Here is a 21343-nt window from a genome sequence, read left to right as displayed (position 1 = left end):
CGATTCTTCGGCGGAAGTTCTGTAAGGTTGTCTTGCTCGCGCTTACCGGATCGGAAACGAAACGATGATCGGGAGTGACTTCTTTTGAAGTTCGGCAGATTACCCGAGCGGCCAAAGGGGGCTGACTGTAAATCAGCTGGCAACGCCTACGGGGGTTCGAATCCCTCATCTGCCACATCCCCGGAATTCCGGGAAACTTAGACCCGCTGGGATCTCTTCGGAGGTTCCGGTGGGTCTTTTTTATTGCTCGGTGATCACAGTTGTGAGCACACTCCTGCGTGCTGGTAGCAAAGACGCCGCACCTTCGACTGCGTTGCGGGCCGCGTCGCCCACCAAGTGGGCGTAGAGATCCCGGGTGATCTGGCTGTTCGAGTGGCCCATGGACTTGGACACGATGGCCAGATCCTGGCCGCTGGCGAGCATCAGCGACGCGTGCAGGTGCCGCAGATCGTGCAGCCTCATCATCGGCAGTCCGGCTTTGGTCACCATGAGCTCGAGCAGCTTGGACACGTAACCCGGACGTAGCTGGCGGCCGTCCTCGTACGTGAACACCCTGCCTGATTCCGTGTACGCGTCGGCCCATGTCTGGCGTTCCTGCTGTTGCTGGAACTGCCACGCGATCAGCGCAGCTACGGCGCGATCGGAGAGTGCGACCACGCGGTCTTGCCCGGCGTCGGTCTTGATGGTGCCCTCAACGACGACCTTGCCGACCTGGACCAGCTGGACCCGGACGACCAGCCTCCGGCCGGGCAGGTCCAGATCCTGCCAGCGCAGCCCGCACAGCTCGCCGCGGCGCATGCCTGACAAAATGGCCACCTCGAACAGCGCGGCGAGGCGATGCCCGACCTTGCCGTTGGGACGGCCGTGGCTGTCCACGTTCTCATAGCCTGCGATGAAGTCAAGGAACTTTCCAGCGTCTCCCGGCTCCCACACCTTGACCTTGCTCTTTTCGACCTTGGGCAGGCGAGCGCCGGCGGCCACGTTCTCGGCAATCAGCCCGTCCTGCACAGCGTCAGTCAGGGCGCTGGAGAGGGTCGCATGAATGCGCTTGATGGTCACGGCGCCGCGTCCGGAATCCTGTAGGGCCTTGATCAGACCGGCCACGTGCGCACGCCGCAGATCCCGCAGGAGCAGCTTGGCACCGAAGGCGGGGACGATGTCCTTGGCTACGTAGCTTTTGTACATGCGCAGCGTGGACGGTTTGAGTTGCTCGTGCACCTCCTGGGCGTCGAGCCATTCCGTGATGTAGGCGGCCGCCGTCGTCTTTTTGAAGTCGTAGACCTGCCCGCGGAGTTCTTTCTCAGCCTCCCGCATCGCCTCCTCCGCGTCACCGGACGAGGTGTAGCTGTAGTCGCTCACATAGCGTCGTTTGCCGTTGACGGGGTCGAAGCCGGCCGAGAGGCGGAAACCCCAGGTGCCGTGCCGGTAGTTCTTGAGCTTGGGGCAGTTGGCCCCATACTGCTTGCCCGTCTCGTCGCGGCAACCACACCGCCTAGTTACTTTCGCCATTGCTCCACCTCTCAAATCCTGCTGAGTGTTTCGGTAATACGTTTGTCCATGTCCTCCAGCGGCAGCCTGACGCTGTTCTCCAGCTGACGCTGGGCGATCCCAACTGCCGCATAGGCGTCCCGCACCTCATCCATGAGTTGCAGTAGCAGGCCGGCGAATTCGCCCTCCATCGAGCCCGACATAAGGGCGCGTGGTTCGAGTTTGAGGCTTCCAACTTGGATGTCGTCGGCCTCCAGTGGGGGAACCAGCAGCATTGCGGGTGTCTTCTCCAGAACGTGCGCGATGGCCACAAGGTCATTGGCTGTCATGGCTCTATCCCCGTTCTCCATGGCGGAGACGGTCTGACGCTTCCACGGCTTTTCCAGGACCTCCTCCATCCTGGCGCCGAACGTAGGGACGTCCATCCCAAGTTCCAAGCGTCGGGCCCTTGCATTGTGGCCCACGATCCTCGACATATCCCAGCTCATTGCACTCCCAACATTGGCGTCTCGTCAAGAATTATCTTGCCACACAAGAAAGCACTTGCAAAGACTGGAAAGCATGTGTAATGTCGATTTTGCAAGGAAAAGCTTGCTAGGTAACTAAATGCTAGACAGGGGGCAGATGTGGAAGCTCAGTACTCGAAAGAGGTTCAGGCGATCCTCGCCAAGCCGACGGCATCCGTCGATGAGTTCAGGCTCGTCATGGGGTGCGGCCGCAGCCAGGCCTACCAATTCGTCCGGGAAGGCGGGATCAAGACGCTGCGAATCGGCAGCCGGATCTTCATCCCCACGAGCGCGATCCGCTCAATGCTCGACGGTGCGCCTCAGGATGCGGCTTAGCTGGGCCGGTACGGCCGGCCGCACCGTTTCAAGGCAAAGAAAAGGGAGCCAGCACCACCTGGCTCCCAAAAATCCAACCACCCTCAAGGAAGTAGATTATGTCTCTCACCATAGCACTCAGCCGCACAAGCGAGATTCGGGAGACGATCCCCGCAACTTCGGCGGATCCGTACGCTGGAATCGCCCGGCACGTGTGGCAGTCACTCTTCATTCTCATCTCGATGATGCGTCCAGGATGGAACATGGACGAGATCGCCGACGCGATCTTCACGTACCGGTCCAAGCTGTCCTTTCAGGACCTCTCAGCGGTTGCAATCAGGGTTGCCCAAGACTCGCGCAACAAGACCACGCTGGCGCTGCGTATAGCCGTACGAGAAGCGGCCGACCGATGAGCGCCGCGCTACAGCAATTCACCTATGCCGGCCAGGCAATCCGAACTGAGGACATCGACGGTTCCCCCTGGTTCGTAGCCGCCGACGTTGCTACGGTCCTCGGCTACTCGGCGACCGCGGCACTCACCCGCCGCCTTGATGACGACGACAAGGGCGTGCGAGATCTGCACACCCCCGGAGGACGCCAGTCCATGGCCGTCATCTCCGAACCCGGACTGTTCGCCGCGATCCTCGGCAGCCAGGTCCCCGGAGCGAAAGCCTTCAAGCGATGGGTGACCCACGAGGTCTTGCCGGTGCTCCGGAAGACAGGCGCGTATGGACATTCTCCGGCGCACCAGCTTCCGCAAAGCTTCGCCGATGCGCTCCGCCAGCTCGCAGACACTTGCGAACAGCTTGAGGTCCTTGCACCCAAGGCCGAGGCCTATGACGAGCTCATGGACGCCGATGGCCTGTACTCCATGCAGGCTGCCGCAAAGGCTCTCGGCTACGGGCCGAACATCCTGTACCGGGACTTGCGGCGCCTGGGCATCTTGCAGGGCAACAACCTGCCGTATCAGCGCCACATGCACCACTTCGACGTGAAGCTCGGCAGCTACAGGAACCGGGCCGGCGAGACGGTCCCGACGACTACCACCATGGTCCGCCCGGCGGGTCTGGACTTCCTGCGCAAGAAGCTTGCACAAGCCAAGCAAGACGCCGCAGGGGCAGATGCTCCACAATTCGCCAACTGACTGACTACCGAGATTGGAGGTGCACCCATTGGACCAGGACCGCGAGTTCACCCGCGAGCCCATCGGGCGTTTTGAGTGGGAACGCATCCTGCGCCGGATCCAGGTCAGTGCCCCGAGCGTGAAGCTTGTTGGATTCACGATGGCTACCTACGCCAGTGCTGATGGGGGAAACGTTCGCCCGGGGCAAGCGAGGCTCGCCGCGGTCATGGGAGCCAGCATCAGCACCGTGCGCCGTGGGCAAGCGGAACTCGAAGGCATCGGGATGCTCGACATGGTGACTAAGGGCCGTTCCTTCGGGCGAGGCCATATCGGCTCGTTCGCCAGCGAGTACCGGCTGACCGTGCCTTCCGACTTGCTGGAACGCATCCCGATGCTCGACCCGGATGAACAGAACAACCAACCACCCGCGCACGGTACTTCCGAGAACAACCGTGCACCAGTGACGCCTAGTTCCGAAGAACTACCGGTCATATCAGAAGAACTACCGGTCACCGGTGAAGAACTACCGGTCATATCAGCGAAAGAACCGGTCACCCATGAACGCCCACCACAACATTCCCACCACAACAAAGACCAGATCAAAGAACATCAATCACTCTCCGTCGCCCAAGCTGACGCGCATACGCGAGAGCCGAAACAGGGAGAGATGGAAATTGATCTCCCTGAGGTCGAAAAGCCGATGTCCAAGGCTGCTCTCAAAAAGCAGATAACCGAGGACTTCGACGCTTGGTACGCCGTCTACCCCAAGCACGTGGCGAGGATAGCGGCCGAGACGGCCTATGCCAAGGCACGCAAGAGCGGTGTCACCGCCGAGGATCTGCTCTCAGGGGCACGCCGGTACGCGGCTGAGCGTAAAGGCCAAGATCCGCATTTCACCGCTGGGCCTGCGCCATGGTTGAACCAAGAACGCTGGACCGACGACCCCACGCACACCGGCGAGATTGACGTCGATGCCATCCTCGGCAAGGACTACTGGACACCCGGGACACCTCCCGAAGGCCTCGACGTCGCCGAAGAGATCGCCTGGAAGAAGCAGCAACGGGAACTACGCAAGGCGGAACGTCTCGCTGAGGCCAAAGCGAAGTTAGCCGCCAAGCCTATGTCCCCATGGGATCCCGCCCACCACCAAAACGGGAAGCTCACGACATCCCAGAAAATGCAAAACACCATCGCCGCCGGCATCCGTCTGCAAGCACTGGCAGACGCAAGAAACGTCCCCCGCCACTATGCATGGTGCAACGCCCCCGAAATAGAAGCCCCGGAAGAGGAGCAAAGCGCATGACCATCGAACCCGTCACCGCACCACTGACACTGCACGCCCAGCCGGAACTCATTGGCCTCCCATCCCGCGACGGCGGTTATGGCCTGTTCGTCGCCGCCCACACAGCGGGACCCTTGACGCTGGCCCTGGATGCCGCATTCTCGGCAATGATCCTGGAAGACCGCCGGAACTGGCCCGAAGGATCATTTCCCGGTTCGGCGATCCTCGCCGTCCGGTGGGGCGCTCCGGAGTCCTGGACAGTTCCTTGCGACCCGGGGGAGTGGCACCACCCCGCAAACCTTCCGCCCGCACCCGTCCCATACCCAAACTACGACGTCCACCGCATCGGCTTCATCGAAAACCCGGCAGAAGCCGGACTGCCCGCCGAGTTCCTGGGCATGGGCATGTTCATGGTCACCCAGCAAGGCTCTGACCAGAGGGGCACAGTGCTCGTAGATCACGACTACGCCGTCACAGTCCTCACCGCCCGCAAAGAGCTGGACGGATTCATTGGGCTATCCGCCACGGCAGCCCGGTGGCTACGCCTCGGCTGGCCCGAAGACTGGGGCACTGGCCTTCTCCCCACATGGGCGCCCCTCTACCTCGAAGGGAGCCAAGCATGAGCACCTATGTCTTCCCCAGTGAATGTGACCTGTGCGTCACCGTCGAAACACTCACCAACGACTCCGGACTCACATGGAGCATCGAAACAGCCCACGAACCCACCTGCCCCAACAACCTCCGGAAAGGCCAGCACCCATGAGCAACGACCATTCGAACGCGGACGGTACGAACCTTGCGCGTGTGTACGCGCACGTTGGGCCGCAAGACGAATGCACACCGTGTGCACCGGACGGTCCGGACACGAACCGGAACGGTTCCGACCTTGCGCGTGCGCGTACGGGCGTTGGGCCGCAGAGCGTATCGAGCCGGGGGAGCGTGCCGGATCATGAGCGGGAGGCGCTCGCTTCTGGATTCGGTGCGGAGTTGGCGAGGCTCAGGGCGGCAACGAGCTTTTCGCAAGCCAGGTTAGGTGACCTTGCTGGGCTCCGCGGAGACCATATCGGCAGGCTTGAACGTGGCCAGCGCCGGCCGACCGTGGCGGCGATCATTGCCATCACGCGGATCTTGGTGCCCGAAGCCCAGAGGGAAGCTACACAGCGGCGGCTGGCGGCGCTTGCCGGCACCTCGCTGCGAGAGGGCAAGGCCCGGAAGAAGCAGGCGAAAGAGAACAAGCATCGTCGGGCGGCGATCCAGTCATCACAGCGCGTCGTTCAGCGGATGCAGGAGAACATCCGGATGAAGGAAGCCCGCGGTGAGCTCGTTGCTGGCAACTTCCGCAGTCTCGCGGAGCGTCTGGCGGAGCAAACCGAAAGGCTCAAGGCGGAGATGGTGCCCGAGGTTCCCGGCATCAAGGGCCACGAGCCACGGATGTCCAGGCCCAGGAGCCGCCGCAAGGCAGACATCCTCGCCTATGGGCGGCAGTTCCTGCGGCTTAATGATCCGGAGGACGACGATGACGACGAGCTTTAGTGCCCTCGTCCGAACCGTTCGGAAAGGACGGGTGAGCTGATTGGGGAACAGTTCGCCTATCCGGATTCCTTCTGAACAAAGGGGACTTTCGGTCCGTGAGCACAGGGTGAGCACGGCATGCCAGCCCGGGAACAGCAAAGAGACACCACGGGCGGCATCCCTGGATGAACTGCTCCGGGGTCCGATCGCACTCGGTGTGCTGCGGTCCCTGATGCGCGACCAGGAGCGGCAGATGAGGGAGAACGGCGCCGGTGTTGCCGTGTGGGCACTCCCCGTCTACAAGGCATTACAGGAGGCGTCAGGGGCAGATCTCGACCGCGCCGCCGTCGCGTCCGTTATCGGCCCCCGTCTTGCCAAGGTGGAGTCAACCAATTGGGTTGGTGTCATGGATGCGGCGACCCGGACCGGACGAAGCGAAAGGCAGGTACGTCGCCTTGCCTCGTCCGGCCGGGTCATCGCGAAACGCATAGGCCACCGCAGCTGGTTGGTTGACATCGAATCATTGGAAAACGTCCTAAGGAATCAGGCAGCATGAGCACCCCAGCCACCGACCCCGATCGGATCATCGCCGACGCGGAGCAGGAAGCGAAAGAGGCCGAAAACCTCGTCCACACTCTCGAAGAGAAGGTCCGATCGGGCGATGATTCGGTTACCTTCGAGGAAGTTGAGAAGGCCCGGGGCCTGCTGAGTTTTGTACGTCTCCGTAAGGAGGCGGCTAAGCGGAAGGCTGCCGCCGCCACGGAAGCCGCACGGCTCGCCGCCTGCGAGGCACTGAATGCTGAGATCACCGCTCTGGTCAAGGGCGACGGGCAGCGCTTCAGCGACCAACTCAAGAGCGCTGTGGAGGCGTTCCGGGCGTTCCGTGACAGCGTGGACGAACGCAACGAGAAGGTCCGTGAGCTTCGGAAGCGCGCCGAGGATCTCGGCATCCCGGAGCACAAACACACGGGCCCTGTCCCGGCTACACACGGCGGCGTACGGCTCGCAACCGGCGGCGGTCCTGGGGTGTTGGCCGGCGTAGTTGTTGGCCGTTCACGAGTGGACACCGTGGACGCAGACGCGTTCCTGAACCGGGCTCTTGACCTCCTCGTGCGGGAAGGAAAGCTCAAGCTCATGGACTTCATCGGCGCCGGTGAAGACCTCTTCGGTGATCTGGCCGCCATCGACGCGGAAGCTCCGGAGTCAGCGGCCAAGCACTTCTACCGTGGCCCCGACGGCGGCGTGTTCCGCAAAGATGAGCCGTTCACCGCGGAGGAGATTCAGCGCGCGAACTTGACCGTGATCACCAAGGCCGAGGCGGACGCGGAATGAGCGCCCCGCAGAAAACCCAGGCTGAGCTCCAGTCCATGAGCGCGGAGCAGATCGTGGAAGCCTACAACGCGGGCGCCCTGGGCGACCTCCTGCGGGGAGGCACCCCGGAGGCGGTTGCTGCCCGGAAAGAGCAGGAGCGTGCCCGTCAGGCCGAAGCCATCAGCGACGCCGAAGCGGCCCGGATTGACGGCGCCAACGAACCAGGCGCCCGCAACTACCACGGGAAGGTCTGACCCATGGGAAGCGCCGGTTTCGAGGCACTGATCGACGACGTCGTGGCCCGTGTTGAGGAAGCAGTCCCGGCAGCCGCTTTCAAAGCCATGGAACACGTCCGAGAGGTAGCGGTGAGCCGGACCCCCATCGAGACCGGGAACCTGCGCGGCAGCGCCGAGACCAAACCGGAACCGAACGGCGCCCGCGTCTACTTCCCGGGACCTTACGCCAGATATCAAGAATTCGAGCTGGGCCTCAGGCATGAACAGGGCCAAGCCCTTTACCTGACGTCCACGATCATCTCCGAGGAACAGAAGGTCCTGGAGATCGTTGACGAAGAGTTGCGGAAGGCCATGGAATGACGGACACAACGACCACGGGGTCTATTGACGCGAAACTTGGCATCGACCTTAGTGCGTTCAAGCGAGGTGCGGACGAGGTAAAGGCCGACGCCAGAGAGCTAGGGGCCCTTGATCCAACGATCAAGGTTGACGCGAATGTCGCAAGCGCCGTGGCGAAGCTGGACTCCGTCCGTGTGGCGGAGGACCGGGTCGAGACGGCAACCCGGCAGGCCGCCAACACTGCCTCCACGGCGTACATCGCCAATGAGCGGCTCGCGGCCATCATGGAAAAACGTGGCCGCACCGACCTGCAAGTGGCTGCGGCCACGGAAGCGGCAGCCCGGGCGGACCGCAACGCCGAAGCATCCGAAGTCCGCCTCTTGCGTGCCACGGAAGCCTTGAACCTAGCCAAGGCCGAAGCTGTCCGGAAGTCCCTCGAAGAGGCGTCCGCGAACGAGGTCGAAGCCAAGTCCGCTGAGAAATCCTTCCAGGCTAACAACCAGCGCGTCTCCGGGCTCCAGGTCCTCATCGCGCTCGCCCCGGCACTCCTCGGTCCCGCCACCGCTATCGCTGCCTCAGCGGTGGGCCTGGGTGTGGCCTTCGGTGTGATGGGCGGCGCCGGCGTCGCCGCGATCTTGGGCATCAAGAGGGAAATGGCGGACGGTACCGCAGTCGGTAACCAGTACTCTGCCGGGCTTGGCACCTTGAAGGGTGACTTCTCCGAACTCGGCTCAACCTCAGCCACCGCCATGCTCTCCGCGTTCAACAACGCAGTGGGCGACACCAACGTCAAGATGCCCTTCCTGAACCAGGCGCTGCACGACGGATCCGCGGCGCTGGGGAACATGGGCGGCACCGCCCTGCGCGGCGTGCTGGACGGTCTTGAGCAGATGAACCCGCTCATCCAGGACGGGACTGTCGAACTGTCCAAGTTCGTCACCTGGCTGTTTTCCTTCAATGGAACGAACGGGTTCACCGAGTTCATCCAGTACGCAAGGGACAACCTCCCCGGAACCATGACCCTTATTGAGAACCTTGTGACGTTGGCCGGACGCATCCTCGCCGCCTACGCCCCGCTCGGCCCGGTAGTGCTCGGCTTCCTGGACGGACTCACCGGCGGGCTGAACAGCCTGCCTCTGCCCGTGCTGGCCGGTCTTGTCACCACGGCAACCACGATCGCCCCCGCATTCAACATCGGCAAGATGGCCGTCTCCAACTTCGGTGACACCGCCATCCTCTCCGCGCTCAAAGTAGACGCGCTCGGGGTGTCCATGAACCTCGCCGTCCCGGTGGTCGGCATCCTCACCGCGATCCTCGCAGGCGCAGCCATGGCCATGGCGACCAGCGCAGCGTCCACGCAGCAAGCCACTTCGGCTACGCAGGACTACACCCAGGCATTAAAGGACGACAACGAGCAACTTGGCATCCATGTCCGGGCACAGGCCGCCAAGGCGCTCTCTGACGCCGGAGCCTTCGACGCCGCCCGCACTCTCGGGATATCCCAGACGGTCCTGACGGATGCCCTCATGGGTGTAGCCGGCGCGCAGGACATCGTCACCGCAGCCACGGATAAAGCATCCCAAATGGCGGTGGGTTCCGGAGAAAGATACCGGGGCGCAGCTAAAGACAACGTGGATGCGCAGAACAAGCAGATCAACGCCGCAAAAACGGTCACCGATGCGCTGAATACCCAGTCCGGGGCGATCGAAAGGAACAAGCAGGGGATCATCGACCAAAAAGCTGCGATGGACACCACCACAGGGGCGCTGACGGCGCAGCAGATCGCCTTACAGGGGCAGGCGTCCCAGTATGGTTCGTCAGTTCCGGTGTATCAGGCAGCGGTCAAGTCACAGCAGGACCTCGCCGACCAGGCAGCCCAGACCACGGCGAACATGATCCAGCAGAACGACGCAGCCGGGCTCTTGAAAATGACCTTGGACGGGCTGAACGGCAAGGCGATCTCGGCCGCACAGGCGCAGAACGCTTTCGATTCCCAGCTTGCCAACATGGGCACCCACGTGGACAAGGTCGGCAAGACCGTCCAGTTCACGACCGCGAACATCGGAGACATGTCCGCCGCGTCGGTGGCGTTGCGGGGGCAGCTCAACTCGCAGGTGTCCGGCCTCATGGCCGTGGTGGAAGCAAATGGTGGTCTCAACGATTCCACCGGCCAGGCCAAGGCCGAGATGGAGAAGATGCGGCAGCAGATCATCGATAACGCTGTGGCCCACGGTGTGGACAAGGATGCTGTCACCGCCTACATCGACAAACTGTTGGCGATCCCCAAGACGGTCCCGCCCACGAAACTCGAAATTGACAAGGCCAAGGCCGAGGCCGACATTGCCGAGTTCCAGCGGCAGGTGGACGCAGTTCACGGGAAAACCATTGACCTGATCACCCGGGAGTCCACGCAGAAAACGGCGGACACTCTGGGGACCCGCACCGACCCGGTGACCGGTGAACAGTCAACGTACGTTTCCACGCCCGGCGGGGCGGAGACGCCGGGTTCCGGGACGGGTACGGCCACGAAGGGCACGTTCCTTGGGTACGCGCACGGCGGCCCGGTGGCTTACCTTGCCTCCGGTGGCCACCCGGGCGGGCCAAGAGGCTCGGACACGGTCCCGGCGTGGCTGACACCGAAGGAGTTCGTGATGAAACGGGCCTCAGCTGACTCCATCGGACTCCCGGCCCTGAACTACATGAACCAGACCGGGCAGCTACCGCCGCAAGCCTCATCAGGGGCTCCGGTCACGGTGAATCTTGTGCTTGATGGCCAGATCATCGATTCGCGCATCGTGGACGTCTCCCGGCTCCAAGTCCAAGCGGGCATCGGGGCGGCAAATCAGGACGCCGCACGGCGCCCGTCCCGATAAGTGTGCTCACGCTGTGATCACCGGCAAAAAGTGCCCAGCAATAGCAAGGAATCCAGGCCTGTGAGTTGATACGGAATCAGCTCACAGGCCAGGGCAACAATTTGAGCTACTCCATTTTGTTAGCTGAGACTTTGCACGGTAGCCTGAAGCCTCATTCATTCGCTTGAATGACATGGCCTTGTAGCTCAGTGGATAGAGCGGCTCTCTAACTAAGGGCTGGTCGCGGGTTCGATCCCCGCCAAGGATTAGAAGAGGGACGTTGTGTGGCATTAGCCCGGCGTCCCACTTTCTTTGACCCGCTGGGCGTCCCCGTTGTCAGACTTCCAACCAGTCGCCGTTTGTCTGCCGGATCCACAAGCCGTAAATAGTCCCGTTGGCGTACTCCTTGCCGATGATTTCCGCTTCGGATTGGTCAACGGCTTGAAACTCGGCAATCGTGGTTTCCAGCTTGTTCTTATGAGTAACTCTGAAGGTCATCATGGTCATGATCATAGGCCTCACCTGCGGTCTTATACCGGGTGGAACGGGCGCCTCCTCCCGGTAGTATCGGTCAATGCAGATTCAGTGGGGGGACATCGCTACTTGGACGGCGTCGATAGCTGCTCTGATATTCGGGGTACTCGGATTCCGGCGCGCCGGAAAGGCGAACCAAACAGCGGCAGATGCGCTCATCGCGGCCAAACGCCAGGCAGCCAGCGCGGAGAAGGCGAACCAGACAGCAGATGAGGCTCTTGCCGTCGCCCGGAGGGCTACGAAGGCGGCCGAGGAATCGGCGGCCGAGGCAAAGCGAACGGCTGATCTTGCCGAGCTCAGCAATGCCCGCTCCGGGGAGCGTAACGACGTTGTATGGATCGTGGAAGATGGTAGCGAGGGCGGCATCTGGAGGGCGACAAACACGGGTGCGGACCCCGGCTACAAGGCGCGTCTGATGCTCAAAGGCGATGGTGTGGACATCCATACGGATCCCCAGGATATTTCTCACGGGATGTCGATTGAGGTCGATCTCAAAGAACGCTGGGCGGCAGCCAATGTGGCTGCGGTGAGGATGCGGGAAGAGTTTTCGGCTAAAGCGATCTTTTACATGCCGTCACCGACTCTCCGGCTGACTTATCGCATTCTGTGGGAGACCCGCACTGGGGCTGAATGCGTCTGGACAACCGAGGATGCCAAGCGGAAGGCGCTGGAGGCTAAGAAGTAGGTTGGTACTGGTTCACCTGTCCGCCCAAGGCGTCGGCGATCTTCTTCGATACCTCGAGCTCTCCGGGAAGATCCGGAGCTGTAGCACTGGCATGGTTCCAGGCGGCTGCTAGAAGCTTGTCTGCCTGGTTGGTGAGCTGCCACTGAAAAGTCATATCGCGCCGAACGAATGCTGACCACCCGGTGCCGCTGGCGTAGGTTACGGCCTCCTTGTTGGCCCGCAAGAGGGTCCCCATACTTACTTCGGCACTGCGGTCGGCCCAACTATAAACATCCACCGTGCGGCCACCGAGGACGCACGAGCCTATCGAAACGAGGCCAGGGCCGCCCTTGGCCACGTCGCCCGCCTTGACGTCCGTGCAATCCGGGATGAGCGCGGCGATCGCGGTTGCTGTTTCCCCGTAATAGGTTGTCGGCTTTGGCGTCGCGGTCGGCGAGCTCGGAGACGTTGCCGCCGCCGTGGAGCCGCACGATGCCAATGAAATTGCCAGCAGGACGGCGCTGGCTACCCCCAATATTGATTTCATGGACTGATGGTAGGTGGCGGCTTGGGCAATTAATAGATCGACGTCAATGTGATCGCATTTATGTCGGATATTTCGGGCGGATCTGGGTAGTTCTGGGGAACTCTAGGTAAGTCCTAAGGGGCACTAGGTAACTACCCGACGCGGGCCGATGGATTGCTGTAGGTTGCTGCGCATGACTGAGAAACCAGCACCCATGACAGGCGACGCGAAGGTCAAGGAAGTCGCCGAACACCTCGGCCTGCACCCCGACACGGTGCGCATGATGGCCCGTTCCGGGGACTTCCCCAACGCCTACAAGACCGGGTCCGGCAGGCACTCCTCCCCGATCCGGATCCCCTGGTCGGATGTGGAGAGGTTCCGCAAGCAGCAGCCGAAAGCAAGTCGGTGATCGCATCAGCTAGGCTTCTTGCGAATGTCTGAGAGGCATAGAGAATTTACAGCTAACCGGGGTAGGGTCAATGCATGAGCAAGATTTGGAGCCAAATGCTGGACGGGGCAGCGATGGCGATGGGATCTACGAGGAGCCTCGAACAGCTCTACAACGAAACCATGGACCGCAGCTTCGTGGCCGAATCATGGGCAACGGTGGGTCAGTCGCTGGAGAAATCGATGACGACACTGAGCCCATCTCCGGGCAGGGCGAACTCTTCTCCGTCCAACAGACGACGTTCCACAGCGGACCGCTCCCGGACGGCCCAACGCTAAAGGCGTACGGCGAAGTTCATCCAAGCTTTCCCGGCAGGGTTTTTGCGATGACTGAACGGGAACTAGAAACGAAGTTGACCGTTACCAAGCGTCTCGCGTTCACCCAGATGTTCGCTACGGTCGCTGGTATGACCGGAGTTATCTTGATCGGACTGCTTGGACTCTTCTTGGGATACCTGACAATCAGCGCCGGTCATCCAGAGGGTGCTGTTTTCTTGGCCGCACCAGTTGTCGCTGGTGCGCCGAGAATTATTGAGGCGATTAACGGTCGCCCTTCGAAGAACGATGACAAAGACTCCTGAATCGTCGCCCTGCCGTGAGCACCCCGTGAGCACACACTCCTGAGCATGGCCGGACATCACATGCCATCTAGGCAGCCCTGCAGCCGTGAAAATAGCCTAGATTCCGGACTGAACGCCATGGGCGATACCAGCCGATCACGGCGGTGAAATCACTGTAAATCAGCTGGCAACGCCTACGGGGGTTCGAATCCCTCATCTGCCACAAAATTAAATCCCCGGAACCACACATGGTTCCGGGGATTTTTTGTGGGGAAAATGGCCTGCGACGCGCAGCTGGTCTCTTGACACCCATATCCGGGTGTCGTCAGGGATTTGGCGTATCGGAGTTGGGTTAGCTGGCGCTGCCCGGCTCCAGCCAGTAGCCATCCAGGTGGTGGACCAGTTGCCGTCCCAGTCCGCCGGACAGCTGGATCCAAAGCGTGCTGCGGTCCTCGGTCATGCCGTCCAGGGTGCCCACGATCCTGTTGCCGCGGGCGTCCTGCAGGACCAGCTCTTGGTGAAGGGGTAGTTCCGGCCACGCGCCTGCGTGCGGCCTGGTAGTAGTGGTGATGCGCACTGAATCTCCTTGATACCTTCTTCATTTTGTTTCCAGACATTTTGCCCGCGGTACGTGAACCGGCGGTAAACGTCAAGCTATCCAGCGACGCACAAAACAAAGCTTCCGCGCAATATTACTGCGAAGTAACATTGCGATTATGCATTTGCTTCTCCGAACCCTTTTGATCTTGTTCACCTCGTCCAGGCGGAGCCGGCTCAGCGTTTGGGGTACGTCCTCGCTGCCCATGCGGGTGCTGCCCACAGACATCGACATTGCCATGCACGTCAACAACGGCATGTACTTCTCACTGATGGACCTCGGACGCTTCGACCTCATGGTGCGCGCAGGGATCTGGCAGAAGATGCGCCGCCGGGGCTGGAGCCCCGTAGCTGCGGGGGAGACCATCGCGTTCCGGAAGTCGTTGCAGCTTTGGCAGCGGTACACTATCGAGTCAAAGATCACCGGACTCGACTCTAAAGCGATCTACTTCGAACAGCGCATGGTGGTCGACGGCGAGATCTACGCCCGTGCGCACATTGCCACGCGGCTTGTCGCGAAGGGCATGCCCGTGAGCCAGGAGGAAATCCTGGCCGAGTTCGGGGAGCCGCCCGCGGACCTTGAGCTTCCCGAATGGATCCACGAATGGCGGGAGAACAATGCGCTTCCCGGTGCACGCCGGGCCGCACCGCACCTCTGGCACTAGGCGAAGGTACCCGGCGGCCCCAAGCCGGCCGCCCGCCGTCGTGCTTTATTCCCGGTTTGCCGGGTAGCGAACAAGGGCGACTTCGATCGCGTCGTCGCGTACCGTGGATGCATGGCTACTGTAGACATCACCGGCGAGCAGTTCGCAACGACCATTGAGGGCAATGACATTGTCCTAGTGGATTTCTGGGCTGCGTGGTGCGGCCCGTGCAGGCAGTTTGCCCCCACATATCAGGCCGCTTCCGAGAAGCACGACGATGTCTTCTTCGCTAAAGTGGACACCGAGGCCGAGCAGCAGCTCGCCGCCGAGGCCGGTATCTCCTCTATCCCCACGCTCATGGCCTTCCGCGAGAAGGTCCTCGTGTTCTCCCAGCCGGGCGCACTGAACGGCCCTCAACTGGAGCAGGTCATCGAGGCTGTCAAGGGATTGGACATGACCGAGGTCCACGCGCATATCGCGAAGCAGCGCGCCGAAAACTCCTAGAGGCGCTCGAGCTTGACCGGCTCAGCGAGCAGCGCGCTGAGGGATTCGTTGAGGTCTTGGACGGCGATGCCCTTGGAGTGCATGTCGAGGTGTTCTTCGGAGGCCCACTGCTCGGTCAGCACCAGCTTGTCCTCGTTGGCTTCGGTGAGTTCGTAACGGATGCAACCGGGCTCGTTCACTACCTCGTCGATCGCGATTTCCAGGGCGAGCTTAACGCGGAAGAATTCGCCGTCGTTAGGAATGAACGTGGCTTGCAGGTCAATGGGTGCACTCATGGGATTCACATTACCGGCTGCTGCGGCTAGCGCCTGAAATATTTTGTAGGACTTCCAAGCAAAAGCCTTCTCTTGGACCTGCGTAGTTGGTAGCGTGCGTTCATGCTTTCCTACACAGCCGGGGACACTGACGTCCCGCTGCTTGAAGAGACCATCGGCGCCAATTTTGAACGCGTCGCGGTGCGGTTCCCGCTACGGGATGCGCTCATCGAAGCGGCCCCTGTTCCGGGCGCTGAGGCCCGGCGCTGGAGCTACGAAAAACTGAACGATGACGTCGACCGCCTCGCCCGTGCCCTGCTCGCCATGGGTGTCGCCAAAGGTGACCGGGTAGGTATCTGGAGCCCGAACTGCGCCGAATGGACCATCCTGCAGTACGCCACGGCGAAGATCGGCGCGATCCTGGTCAACGTCAACCCGGCCTACCGCAGCCACGAACTCGAATTCGTGGTCCGGCAGAACGGCATGCGGATGCTGGTGGCCGCTCCGTCGGACAAGAACAGCGACTATGTGGGCATGGCCCGGGAGGCCTTGGCCAGGTGCCCGGAGCTTCGGGAGCTGGTGTTCCTTCCCGATCTAGGACTGGACATGCTCAACGCAGGTGAACCGCAAATGGACGCCGAGCTGACGTTTGCGGAGCTGCTGAAGCGGGCAGACGACGTCGCGCCCTTAGCGCTCACGGCGCGGATGGCGGAACTGGACGCGCACGATCCCATCAACCTGCAGTACACCTCCGGGACCACGGGGTTCCCCAAGGGTGCCACGTTGACGCACCACAATATCCTCAACAACGGCAACCAGATCGGCAGGCTGCTGGGCTATACGGAACGCGACCGGGTGGTCCTTCCGGTGCCGTTCTACCACTGTTTTGGCATGGTCATCGGGAACCTCAACGCCCTGAGCTTCGGGGCAGCCACCATCATTCCCGGGCGCGGATTCACCCCGGCCGCTACCCTGGAGGCGGTGCAGGACTTCGGCGGAACCGCGCTGTACGGGGTGCCCACTATGTTCATCGCCGAGTTGGCTTTGCCGGATTTCGCCTCCTACGACCTCTCCACGCTGCGCACCGGCGTCATGGCCGGCTCACTGTGCCCTATCGAGGTCATGGAGCGCGTCATCTCCGAGATGAACATGCGGGACGTGGCCATTTGCTACGGCATGACCGAGACCTCGCCGGTGTCCACCATGACCCTCGCGGCGGACACCCTGCAGCAGCGGACCACCACGGTGGGGCGCACCATGCCGCGGCTCGAGTCCAAGATCGTGGATCCTGGCACGGGCGAAACCATGGAACGGGGCGGGATCGGCGAGCTCTGCACACGCGGCTACTCCGTCATGGCAGGGTACTGGGGCCAGCCGGACAAAACGGCCGAGGCCATCGACGACGAAGGCTGGATGCACACCGGCGACCTCGCCCGGATGGATCCGGAGGGTTTCATCGTGATCGAAGGCCGCATGAAGGACATGGTCATCCGTGGCGGCGAGAACGTCTATCCCCGCGAGATCGAGGAGTTCCTGTACCGGCATCCCGCCATCCAGGATGTCCAAGTGATCGGGGTCCCGGATGCCAAGTTCGGGGAGGAACTGATGGCCTGCATCATCCTGAAACCGGGATCAGCTTTGGACCTGGCCGGAGTGCAGGAATTCTGTCGCGGCAAGCTGGCCCACTACAAAATTCCGCGCTACGTGGACATCCGGGAGAGCTTCCCCATGACCGTGTCGGGGAAGGTCCGCAAGGTCGACATGCGGGAGCAAGCGATCGCCCGCCTCGGACTCTGACCTCAGATTCAACGCGGGGTCACTTACGGCCCATGCCGGGCAACAACATGGGCCGTAAGTGACCCCGCGTTGGCGTGGTTGGAAGTCTACCTGTGGATAACTCCGTACCGGCCTCCGTTTGCGGACAAACTGGATCGCATGGTCCGCATCATTCCGCTGCCGGAGGAACTCAGTGACCGTCCTTTCACGGTCTATGAATCCCGTGCACTTGGCGTCACTCCGAAGCGACTCCGGGCCAGGGACGTGTCCGACGGCGGCCGGCTGATTCATCTGCCTGCGGGTCGTGAGTTTGGGCTTGCCGAACGGGCGCGGGTCCTTGCCGCGGCAACACCGGGTGCATGGGTGTCCCATGAGAGCGCCGCGATACTGACCCGGCTCGGCCTTCCTCCGTGGCTGGGCGGCGGTGAGACGGTCCACCTCAGCAAGCCCCATGAGCTTCCCCGGGTCCGCCGGAATGGAGTGACGGGGCACAGAGTGCGCGTCCTCCCTGGCGAAGTCGGCGAAATGGGCGGTATACCGGTGTCCTCCCCGTCCCGGACGTGGCTTGATCTGGCGCATCAGTTGCCGCTGGCGTACGTGATTGCGATGGGTGACCAGTTGATCCGCATGCCCCGCCCGGGCCTTGAAGGAAGGAGGGAGCCCTACGCAGACAAGGAGGGGCTGCGTCTTCTCGTCCGGCAACATCCGAACATGAAGGGTGTGGGGAAGGCCCGGCTCGCCCTTGAGGACATGCGGGTTGGAGCGGACTCGCTTCCAGAGACATTCCTGCGACTGGCCATGGTGGATGCGCGGTTGCCTGAACCGGAATTGCAGCTCCGCCTCGATACGGACGATCGGTGGTCGCCGTCCGCGGACCTCGGGTACCGGCGGTTCCGGATCGCCGTGCAATACGACGGCGCCCCGCATCTCACGCGGGAACAGCAGTCAAGGGACAACCGGAGGGACGAGGCTTTCACCAATGCCGGCTGGTTCTACTTCAAGGCCAACGCCCACGATCTGGCCGAAGGGTTCAGGGGCCTCATTGCCCGGGTCAAGCGGGCGACACTTCGCTCCATCTGAGCCAACGCGGGGTCACTTACGGCCGATGCCGGGCAACAACATGGGCCGTAAGTGACCCCGCGTTGGGGTGGTGGGAAGTCTAGTGCCAGCGGTGGTCCTGAATGGTCATGCGGGGTCCAAAAGTAGGCTTGCGGAAGCCGCTGAGTCCGATCATCCGGACCACCCGCTGCCGGTGCCCACGCCACGGTTCCAGGAGGGTGATCATTCCGGCGTCGTCCGTCTTCCGGCCGGTCAGCGCATAGCCGACATACGAGGCCAGATGGTAGTCGCCCACCGCGATCGAGTCCGGGCAGCCGTGGGTCCGCTGGACAACCTCGGCGGCGGTCCAGACGCCGATGCCCGGAATCGTCTGCATCTTGGCTCCCGCCTCGGCCGCGCTGAGTGAGGCGAGCCGTTCAAGCGCGACGGCGGATCGCAGCGTGCGCATGACCGTGGCCGAACGTTGGGGGCCCACTCCTGCCTTGTGCCACTCCCATGAAGGAACGGTCAACCATCGGCTGGCAGATGGCGGGACAAGCAGGCCCGACGGCGAGTGTCTGCCAGCGCTGGGGGCCGCGGTTCCGTAGCGGTACATCAGGTAGCGGTAGCCCCGCCGGGCTTCGACAGTGGTGACTTTTTGCTCAAGAATCGTGGGCACGAGGGAGTCCACCACGCGGCCGGTGGTAGGTAAACGGACGGCGAGGTTCCGGCGTCGGGCTTCCCTGACTATTCGCGGAAGGGTTGCATGGAAGGCTTCTTCGTCGAAGCCGGACCAGTCGTCTCCGCTTCCCAACAGGGCAGGTACGGAGGCGATGGCGGAATCTGCACCGGCGCCCCAAGCCTGGGCATCGACGTGCGTGTCCTGCCCGGATCCCGCGGCGGTGAGTCGCAGAGTGGCCGGACCGTCCGGCGTCGTGAAGGCCATCCACACGCCGTCCTGCCACGCGGCGAAGGACGGATCGCCGTTGCCGCGCATGATGATTCCCACGGTTTGGAGGAGATCGAAGGAACCGCCGGGATGCCATCGCACCGATGCGTCGGCCGCAGCCGCTGCGGCGGGTGGAGCGTCGACGATCGTCATGCATTCATGGTCGCACGATCGTCTGACACGACCGGACATGTCCGGAAACGCGTAGTCCCGGTTCCCCCTTACGCCGCGAATCCCGCGGGGTTAAACTCCACCTGAGGCGCGGGGCATCCGCGTCTTCGCCAAGCTAACCCAGGAGAACACAATGGCCGCAATCGTGCACTTTGAGATCCCCGCGGATGACCAAGAGCGGGCCAGTAACTTCTACAAATCGGCGTTCGATTGGCAGATCAATCCGATGCCGCAGATGGATTACAGCATGGTCGTCACCACCCCGAGCGACGAGAAAACAGGCATGCCCAGCCAGCCCGGAGCCATCAACGGCGGGATGATGGCAAGGGCGGGCGAACTCACCTCGCCAGTGATCACGGTGGATGTGGAAAGTATCGACACGGCCTTGGCGGAGATCGAACGCCTGGGCGGCTCGGTGGTGAAAGCGAAGGATGCCATTCCGGGAATGGGTTACTACGCCTATTTCAAGGACACCGAGGGCAACGTCCTGGGCCTATGGGAGAACCTTCCGCCGGAGGAGCGAGCCTCAGCAGAGTAGGGCTGGAAACAAGGCGTCAGGCTGCTCCCGACGACAGCCAGAGGACCAGGACGGAGAGTGGCAGGAGCAGCACCACGGCGACAAGTCCTGCCGCGGCAAACCCGCCCCAGCGTATTTGGACGTTGAGGGCCTGCAGCCGTTCGTGCCACAGCAGCGTGGCCAGTGAAGCCCACGGCGAGATGAGCGGACCCATGTTGACGCCGATGAGCAAAGCCGCCAACCGGACAGGAGAGCCGGCCACGGGCTCGAGGGCCAGGTAGGCCGGAAGGTTGTTGGCGCCGTTGGCTGCCGCGACGCCAAGTCCAGCGAGGCGCAGAAGCGAAGGAAAGCCATCCCCGGTGCCGGCAACGCCTGCGAGCAAAGGTGTCAGGCCGATCCCGTGCAGCGTCTCCACCACCATGAAAAGACCGATCGTCAGCATGAGCGGCCGCCACGGAACCATGGACCAACGCAAGGAGCCCGGACGCCGTCGCAGGAAAACACCGAGGAGCACGAGCGCAGCGGCCATGGCCGGGAACTGTACGGGAACCCCGGAAACCAGTGCGGGCAGAAGGACCACCAGGGTCGCCGCGCACATGAGCAGCAAGGGCCTGTCCCGCACGTTGTGGGTCGGTTGGGGGCCATACCGGCCGGCCAGCTGCTTCCGGAAAGCCACGCCCAACATGGTCACCGGGACTACGATCCCGGCGATAGCGGGCGCCCAAACGAGTCCGGCAAAGGAGACCGGGGACATTCCGAGGCGACTTTGGGCTAGCAGGTTGGTCAGATTGGATACCGGCAGCAGCATGGACGCCGTATTGGCGAGCCAGACGGCGGTGAGGGCGAAAGGCAAAGCGGGGATCCGCGCGTGCACGGCCAGGAGCACGACCACTGGGGTTACCAGAACCGCAGTGGTGTCCAGGGACAAGAACACGGTGGAAACAGTCGCGAGCGCAATGACCAGAAGCCAAAGGACCCAGACGCGCCCCCGGCCAAACACGGCGATTTTGTCGGTCAGCACTTGGAACAGGCCCGCGTCCGCCACCAGTTCGGTCACCACGGTCATTGCCAGCACGAAGGCGAGTATGGGGACTGTCCGCGCCGTCAGCTCCTCGAAAGCAGGAAGGCGAAGGAACCCGAACGCCAGGCAGAGGACACCTGCCACCAGCATCCCGACGGGAAGGAAATAGCTGCGATG

Annotated in this window: 29 protein-coding genes and 2 tRNA genes; 23 read left to right on the top strand and 8 right to left on the bottom strand. The window is 62.4% G+C overall.

The features are described 5' to 3' along the window. Positions 1-93 precede the first annotated feature (93 nt). Positions 94-175, top strand: a tRNA-Tyr gene (locus A3M3_RS0103630). Between the two features lie 65 nt (positions 176-240). Here the strand turns inward: A3M3_RS0103630 and A3M3_RS0103625 are convergent. Both A3M3_RS0103625 and A3M3_RS0103620 read right to left on the bottom strand, forming a co-directional pair. After that, entirely contained in the window at positions 241-1509 is a 1269-nt protein-coding gene (locus A3M3_RS0103625; protein ID WP_028265198.1) for a site-specific integrase, read from the bottom strand. Positions 1510-1520: 11 nt separating this feature from the next. After that, on the bottom strand, positions 1521-1976 hold the full coding sequence (locus A3M3_RS0103620; RefSeq protein ID WP_155854272.1) for a helix-turn-helix domain-containing protein: 456 nt from the start codon (positions 1974-1976) through the stop codon (positions 1521-1523). A gap of 138 nt (positions 1977-2114) precedes the next feature. On the opposite strand from A3M3_RS0103620, the gene A3M3_RS27825 reads away from it, so the two are divergent. The 13 genes from A3M3_RS27825 (at position 2115) to A3M3_RS0103555 (ending at position 11233) form a co-directional block, all read left to right on the top strand. Then, positions 2115-2330: a helix-turn-helix domain-containing protein gene (locus A3M3_RS27825; protein WP_035741314.1), complete on the top strand. Its 216-nt coding sequence runs from the start codon at positions 2115-2117 to the stop codon at positions 2328-2330. Between the two features lie 98 nt (positions 2331-2428). Continuing rightward, the gene (locus A3M3_RS28395; protein WP_028265196.1) at positions 2429-2722 is read left to right on the top strand and encodes a hypothetical protein; all 294 of its coding nucleotides are present in this window, start codon (positions 2429-2431) and stop codon (positions 2720-2722) included. Beyond that, on the top strand, positions 2719-3453 hold the full coding sequence (locus A3M3_RS28390; RefSeq protein WP_051422914.1) for a phage antirepressor: 735 nt from the start codon (positions 2719-2721) through the stop codon (positions 3451-3453). The genes A3M3_RS28395 and A3M3_RS28390 overlap by 4 nt, the downstream gene beginning before the upstream one ends. Before the next feature lie 28 nt (positions 3454-3481). Further along, a complete protein-coding gene (locus A3M3_RS0103600; protein ID WP_028265195.1) occupies positions 3482-4735 on the top strand; it encodes a hypothetical protein in 1254 nt (417 codons plus the stop codon). After that, complete coding sequence (locus A3M3_RS0103595; RefSeq protein ID WP_028265194.1) at positions 4732-5337, top strand: hypothetical protein; 606 nt, start codon at positions 4732-4734, stop codon at positions 5335-5337. Before A3M3_RS0103600 ends, A3M3_RS0103595 begins: the two co-directional genes overlap by 4 nt. Further along, positions 5334-5477, top strand: a complete 144-nt coding sequence (locus A3M3_RS28385; protein ID WP_197023110.1) for a hypothetical protein — start codon at positions 5334-5336, stop codon at positions 5475-5477. The genes A3M3_RS0103595 and A3M3_RS28385 overlap by 4 nt, the downstream gene beginning before the upstream one ends. A 176-nt stretch (positions 5478-5653) precedes the next feature. Continuing rightward, positions 5654-6247: a helix-turn-helix domain-containing protein gene (locus tag A3M3_RS23645; RefSeq protein ID WP_197023109.1), complete on the top strand. Its 594-nt coding sequence runs from the start codon at positions 5654-5656 to the stop codon at positions 6245-6247. 106 nt (positions 6248-6353) lie between these two features. Continuing rightward, entirely contained in the window at positions 6354-6782 is a 429-nt protein-coding gene (locus A3M3_RS0103580) for a hypothetical protein (RefSeq protein ID WP_028265193.1), read from the top strand. Continuing rightward, positions 6779-7558 carry a hypothetical protein gene (locus A3M3_RS0103575; RefSeq protein WP_028265192.1) on the top strand — a complete coding sequence of 260 codons (780 nt, stop codon included), beginning with the start codon at positions 6779-6781 and terminating at the stop codon, positions 7556-7558. Before A3M3_RS0103580 ends, A3M3_RS0103575 begins: the two co-directional genes overlap by 4 nt. Then, positions 7555-7791, top strand: coding sequence for a hypothetical protein (locus A3M3_RS0103570; protein WP_028265191.1), 237 nt, complete (start codon positions 7555-7557; stop codon positions 7789-7791). Before A3M3_RS0103575 ends, A3M3_RS0103570 begins: the two co-directional genes overlap by 4 nt. Before the next feature lie 3 nt (positions 7792-7794). Continuing rightward, positions 7795-8133: an HK97 gp10 family phage protein gene (locus A3M3_RS0103565; protein WP_051422913.1), complete on the top strand. Its 339-nt coding sequence runs from the start codon at positions 7795-7797 to the stop codon at positions 8131-8133. After that, entirely contained in the window at positions 8130-10985 is a 2856-nt protein-coding gene (locus A3M3_RS0103560) for a hypothetical protein (protein ID WP_028265189.1), read from the top strand. Before A3M3_RS0103565 ends, A3M3_RS0103560 begins: the two co-directional genes overlap by 4 nt. Before the next feature lie 174 nt (positions 10986-11159). Then, positions 11160-11233, top strand: a tRNA-Val gene (locus tag A3M3_RS0103555). A gap of 67 nt (positions 11234-11300) precedes the next feature. Here the strand turns inward: A3M3_RS0103555 and A3M3_RS27820 are convergent. After that, the gene (locus A3M3_RS27820; protein WP_155854270.1) at positions 11301-11465 is read right to left on the bottom strand and encodes a hypothetical protein; all 165 of its coding nucleotides are present in this window, start codon (positions 11463-11465) and stop codon (positions 11301-11303) included. Between the two features lie 73 nt (positions 11466-11538). Here A3M3_RS27820 and A3M3_RS0103545 point away from each other — a divergent pair, with 73 nt between their 5' ends. Continuing rightward, positions 11539-12183, top strand: a complete 645-nt coding sequence (locus tag A3M3_RS0103545; protein ID WP_028265188.1) for a hypothetical protein — start codon at positions 11539-11541, stop codon at positions 12181-12183. On the opposite strand, the gene A3M3_RS0103540 is transcribed toward A3M3_RS0103545, so the two are convergent. Continuing rightward, positions 12173-12709: a hypothetical protein gene (locus A3M3_RS0103540; RefSeq protein ID WP_155854269.1), complete on the bottom strand. Its 537-nt coding sequence runs from the start codon at positions 12707-12709 to the stop codon at positions 12173-12175. The genes A3M3_RS0103545 and A3M3_RS0103540 overlap by 11 nt on opposite strands. Positions 12710-12881: 172 nt before the next feature. On the opposite strand from A3M3_RS0103540, the gene A3M3_RS0103535 reads away from it, so the two are divergent. The 3 genes from A3M3_RS0103535 to A3M3_RS27810 all read left to right on the top strand — a co-directional run bounded on the left by A3M3_RS0103535 (position 12882) and on the right by A3M3_RS27810 (position 13716). Beyond that, positions 12882-13097: a helix-turn-helix transcriptional regulator gene (locus A3M3_RS0103535; RefSeq protein WP_197023107.1), complete on the top strand. Its 216-nt coding sequence runs from the start codon at positions 12882-12884 to the stop codon at positions 13095-13097. A gap of 74 nt (positions 13098-13171) precedes the next feature. Further along, positions 13172-13414 carry a hypothetical protein gene (locus A3M3_RS27815; protein ID WP_155854268.1) on the top strand — a complete coding sequence of 81 codons (243 nt, stop codon included), beginning with the start codon at positions 13172-13174 and terminating at the stop codon, positions 13412-13414. A gap of 47 nt (positions 13415-13461) precedes the next feature. Beyond that, positions 13462-13716: a hypothetical protein gene (locus A3M3_RS27810; protein ID WP_155854267.1), complete on the top strand. Its 255-nt coding sequence runs from the start codon at positions 13462-13464 to the stop codon at positions 13714-13716. Between the two features lie 331 nt (positions 13717-14047). On the opposite strand, the gene A3M3_RS0103525 is transcribed toward A3M3_RS27810, so the two are convergent. Next, a complete protein-coding gene (locus tag A3M3_RS0103525) occupies positions 14048-14272 on the bottom strand; it encodes a hypothetical protein (RefSeq protein WP_028265184.1) in 225 nt (74 codons plus the stop codon). A 139-nt stretch (positions 14273-14411) separates the two neighbouring features. Here A3M3_RS0103525 and A3M3_RS0103520 point away from each other — a divergent pair, with 139 nt between their 5' ends. After that, positions 14412-14957, top strand: coding sequence for an acyl-CoA thioesterase (locus A3M3_RS0103520; RefSeq protein WP_028265183.1), 546 nt, complete (start codon positions 14412-14414; stop codon positions 14955-14957). Positions 14958-15068: 111 nt separating this feature from the next. Next, positions 15069-15440 carry a thioredoxin family protein gene (locus A3M3_RS0103515; RefSeq protein ID WP_028265182.1) on the top strand — a complete coding sequence of 124 codons (372 nt, stop codon included), beginning with the start codon at positions 15069-15071 and terminating at the stop codon, positions 15438-15440. On the opposite strand, the gene A3M3_RS0103510 is transcribed toward A3M3_RS0103515, so the two are convergent. Continuing rightward, positions 15437-15715, bottom strand: coding sequence for a putative quinol monooxygenase (locus A3M3_RS0103510; protein ID WP_028265181.1), 279 nt, complete (start codon positions 15713-15715; stop codon positions 15437-15439). The two genes, A3M3_RS0103515 and A3M3_RS0103510, sit on opposite strands and share 4 nt — an antisense overlap. A 102-nt stretch (positions 15716-15817) precedes the next feature. On the opposite strand from A3M3_RS0103510, the gene A3M3_RS0103505 reads away from it, so the two are divergent. Together A3M3_RS0103505 and A3M3_RS0103500 are read left to right on the top strand one after the other, a co-directional pair. Then, complete coding sequence (locus A3M3_RS0103505) at positions 15818-17491, top strand: AMP-binding protein (RefSeq protein ID WP_028265180.1); 1674 nt, start codon at positions 15818-15820, stop codon at positions 17489-17491. 138 nt (positions 17492-17629) lie between these two features. Beyond that, the gene (locus tag A3M3_RS0103500; protein ID WP_035741307.1) at positions 17630-18550 is read left to right on the top strand and encodes a hypothetical protein; all 921 of its coding nucleotides are present in this window, start codon (positions 17630-17632) and stop codon (positions 18548-18550) included. Between the two features lie 79 nt (positions 18551-18629). Here A3M3_RS0103500 and A3M3_RS0103495 read toward each other — a convergent pair whose 3' ends face one another. Continuing rightward, entirely contained in the window at positions 18630-19610 is a 981-nt protein-coding gene (locus tag A3M3_RS0103495; RefSeq protein ID WP_028265178.1) for a DNA-3-methyladenine glycosylase family protein, read from the bottom strand. Between the two features lie 151 nt (positions 19611-19761). Between A3M3_RS0103495 and A3M3_RS0103490 the strand changes: the two genes are divergently transcribed. Continuing rightward, positions 19762-20166: a VOC family protein gene (locus A3M3_RS0103490; RefSeq protein ID WP_028265177.1), complete on the top strand. Its 405-nt coding sequence runs from the start codon at positions 19762-19764 to the stop codon at positions 20164-20166. A gap of 16 nt (positions 20167-20182) precedes the next feature. On the opposite strand, the gene A3M3_RS0103485 is transcribed toward A3M3_RS0103490, so the two are convergent. Further along, positions 20183-21316, bottom strand: a complete 1134-nt coding sequence (locus A3M3_RS0103485; RefSeq protein WP_035741304.1) for an SLC13 family permease — start codon at positions 21314-21316, stop codon at positions 20183-20185. Between the last annotated feature and the right edge of the window lie 27 nt (positions 21317-21343).

Source organism: Arthrobacter sp. MA-N2 (assembly GCF_000517125.1).
Lineage (GTDB): Bacteria > Actinomycetota > Actinomycetes > Actinomycetales > Micrococcaceae > Arthrobacter > Arthrobacter methylotrophus.
This window is presented reverse-complemented; position numbering and strand designations above follow the sequence as displayed.

What these genes read in the sequence shown, in the direction of transcription:
- A3M3_RS0103520 (WP_028265183.1), top strand. Translation starts at nt 14,412, where the DNA reads ATGCATTTGCTTCTCCGAACCCTTTTGATCTTGTTCACCTCGTCCAGG.
- A3M3_RS0103495 (WP_028265178.1), bottom strand. Translation starts at nt 19,610, where the DNA reads ATGACGATCGTCGACGCTCCACCCGCCGCAGCGGCTGCGGCCGACGCA.
- A3M3_RS0103620 (WP_155854272.1), bottom strand. Translation starts at nt 1,976, where the DNA reads ATGAGCTGGGATATGTCGAGGATCGTGGGCCACAATGCAAGGGCCCGA.
- A3M3_RS27820 (WP_155854270.1), bottom strand. Translation starts at nt 11,465, where the DNA reads ATGATGACCTTCAGAGTTACTCATAAGAACAAGCTGGAAACCACGATT.
- A3M3_RS0103625 (WP_028265198.1), bottom strand. Translation starts at nt 1,509, where the DNA reads ATGGCGAAAGTAACTAGGCGGTGTGGTTGCCGCGACGAGACGGGCAAG.
- A3M3_RS0103510 (WP_028265181.1), bottom strand. Translation starts at nt 15,715, where the DNA reads ATGAGTGCACCCATTGACCTGCAAGCCACGTTCATTCCTAACGACGGC.
- A3M3_RS0103515 (WP_028265182.1), top strand. Translation starts at nt 15,069, where the DNA reads ATGGCTACTGTAGACATCACCGGCGAGCAGTTCGCAACGACCATTGAG.
- A3M3_RS0103595 (WP_028265194.1), top strand. Translation starts at nt 4,732, where the DNA reads ATGACCATCGAACCCGTCACCGCACCACTGACACTGCACGCCCAGCCG.
- A3M3_RS27815 (WP_155854268.1), top strand. Translation starts at nt 13,172, where the DNA reads ATGAGCAAGATTTGGAGCCAAATGCTGGACGGGGCAGCGATGGCGATG.
- A3M3_RS0103490 (WP_028265177.1), top strand. Translation starts at nt 19,762, where the DNA reads ATGGCCGCAATCGTGCACTTTGAGATCCCCGCGGATGACCAAGAGCGG.
- A3M3_RS0103570 (WP_028265191.1), top strand. Translation starts at nt 7,555, where the DNA reads ATGAGCGCCCCGCAGAAAACCCAGGCTGAGCTCCAGTCCATGAGCGCG.
- A3M3_RS0103560 (WP_028265189.1), top strand. Translation starts at nt 8,130, where the DNA reads ATGACGGACACAACGACCACGGGGTCTATTGACGCGAAACTTGGCATC.
- A3M3_RS28385 (WP_197023110.1), top strand. Translation starts at nt 5,334, where the DNA reads ATGAGCACCTATGTCTTCCCCAGTGAATGTGACCTGTGCGTCACCGTC.
- A3M3_RS27810 (WP_155854267.1), top strand. Translation starts at nt 13,462, where the DNA reads ATGACTGAACGGGAACTAGAAACGAAGTTGACCGTTACCAAGCGTCTC.
- A3M3_RS0103565 (WP_051422913.1), top strand. Translation starts at nt 7,795, where the DNA reads ATGGGAAGCGCCGGTTTCGAGGCACTGATCGACGACGTCGTGGCCCGT.
- A3M3_RS0103505 (WP_028265180.1), top strand. Translation starts at nt 15,818, where the DNA reads ATGCTTTCCTACACAGCCGGGGACACTGACGTCCCGCTGCTTGAAGAG.
- A3M3_RS0103545 (WP_028265188.1), top strand. Translation starts at nt 11,539, where the DNA reads ATGCAGATTCAGTGGGGGGACATCGCTACTTGGACGGCGTCGATAGCT.
- A3M3_RS0103535 (WP_197023107.1), top strand. Translation starts at nt 12,882, where the DNA reads ATGACTGAGAAACCAGCACCCATGACAGGCGACGCGAAGGTCAAGGAA.
- A3M3_RS28395 (WP_028265196.1), top strand. Translation starts at nt 2,429, where the DNA reads ATGTCTCTCACCATAGCACTCAGCCGCACAAGCGAGATTCGGGAGACG.
- A3M3_RS0103485 (WP_035741304.1), bottom strand. Translation starts at nt 21,316, where the DNA reads ATGCTGGTGGCAGGTGTCCTCTGCCTGGCGTTCGGGTTCCTTCGCCTT.
- A3M3_RS0103540 (WP_155854269.1), bottom strand. Translation starts at nt 12,709, where the DNA reads ATGAAATCAATATTGGGGGTAGCCAGCGCCGTCCTGCTGGCAATTTCA.
- A3M3_RS0103575 (WP_028265192.1), top strand. Translation starts at nt 6,779, where the DNA reads ATGAGCACCCCAGCCACCGACCCCGATCGGATCATCGCCGACGCGGAG.
- A3M3_RS28390 (WP_051422914.1), top strand. Translation starts at nt 2,719, where the DNA reads ATGAGCGCCGCGCTACAGCAATTCACCTATGCCGGCCAGGCAATCCGA.
- A3M3_RS0103500 (WP_035741307.1), top strand. Translation starts at nt 17,630, where the DNA reads ATGGTCCGCATCATTCCGCTGCCGGAGGAACTCAGTGACCGTCCTTTC.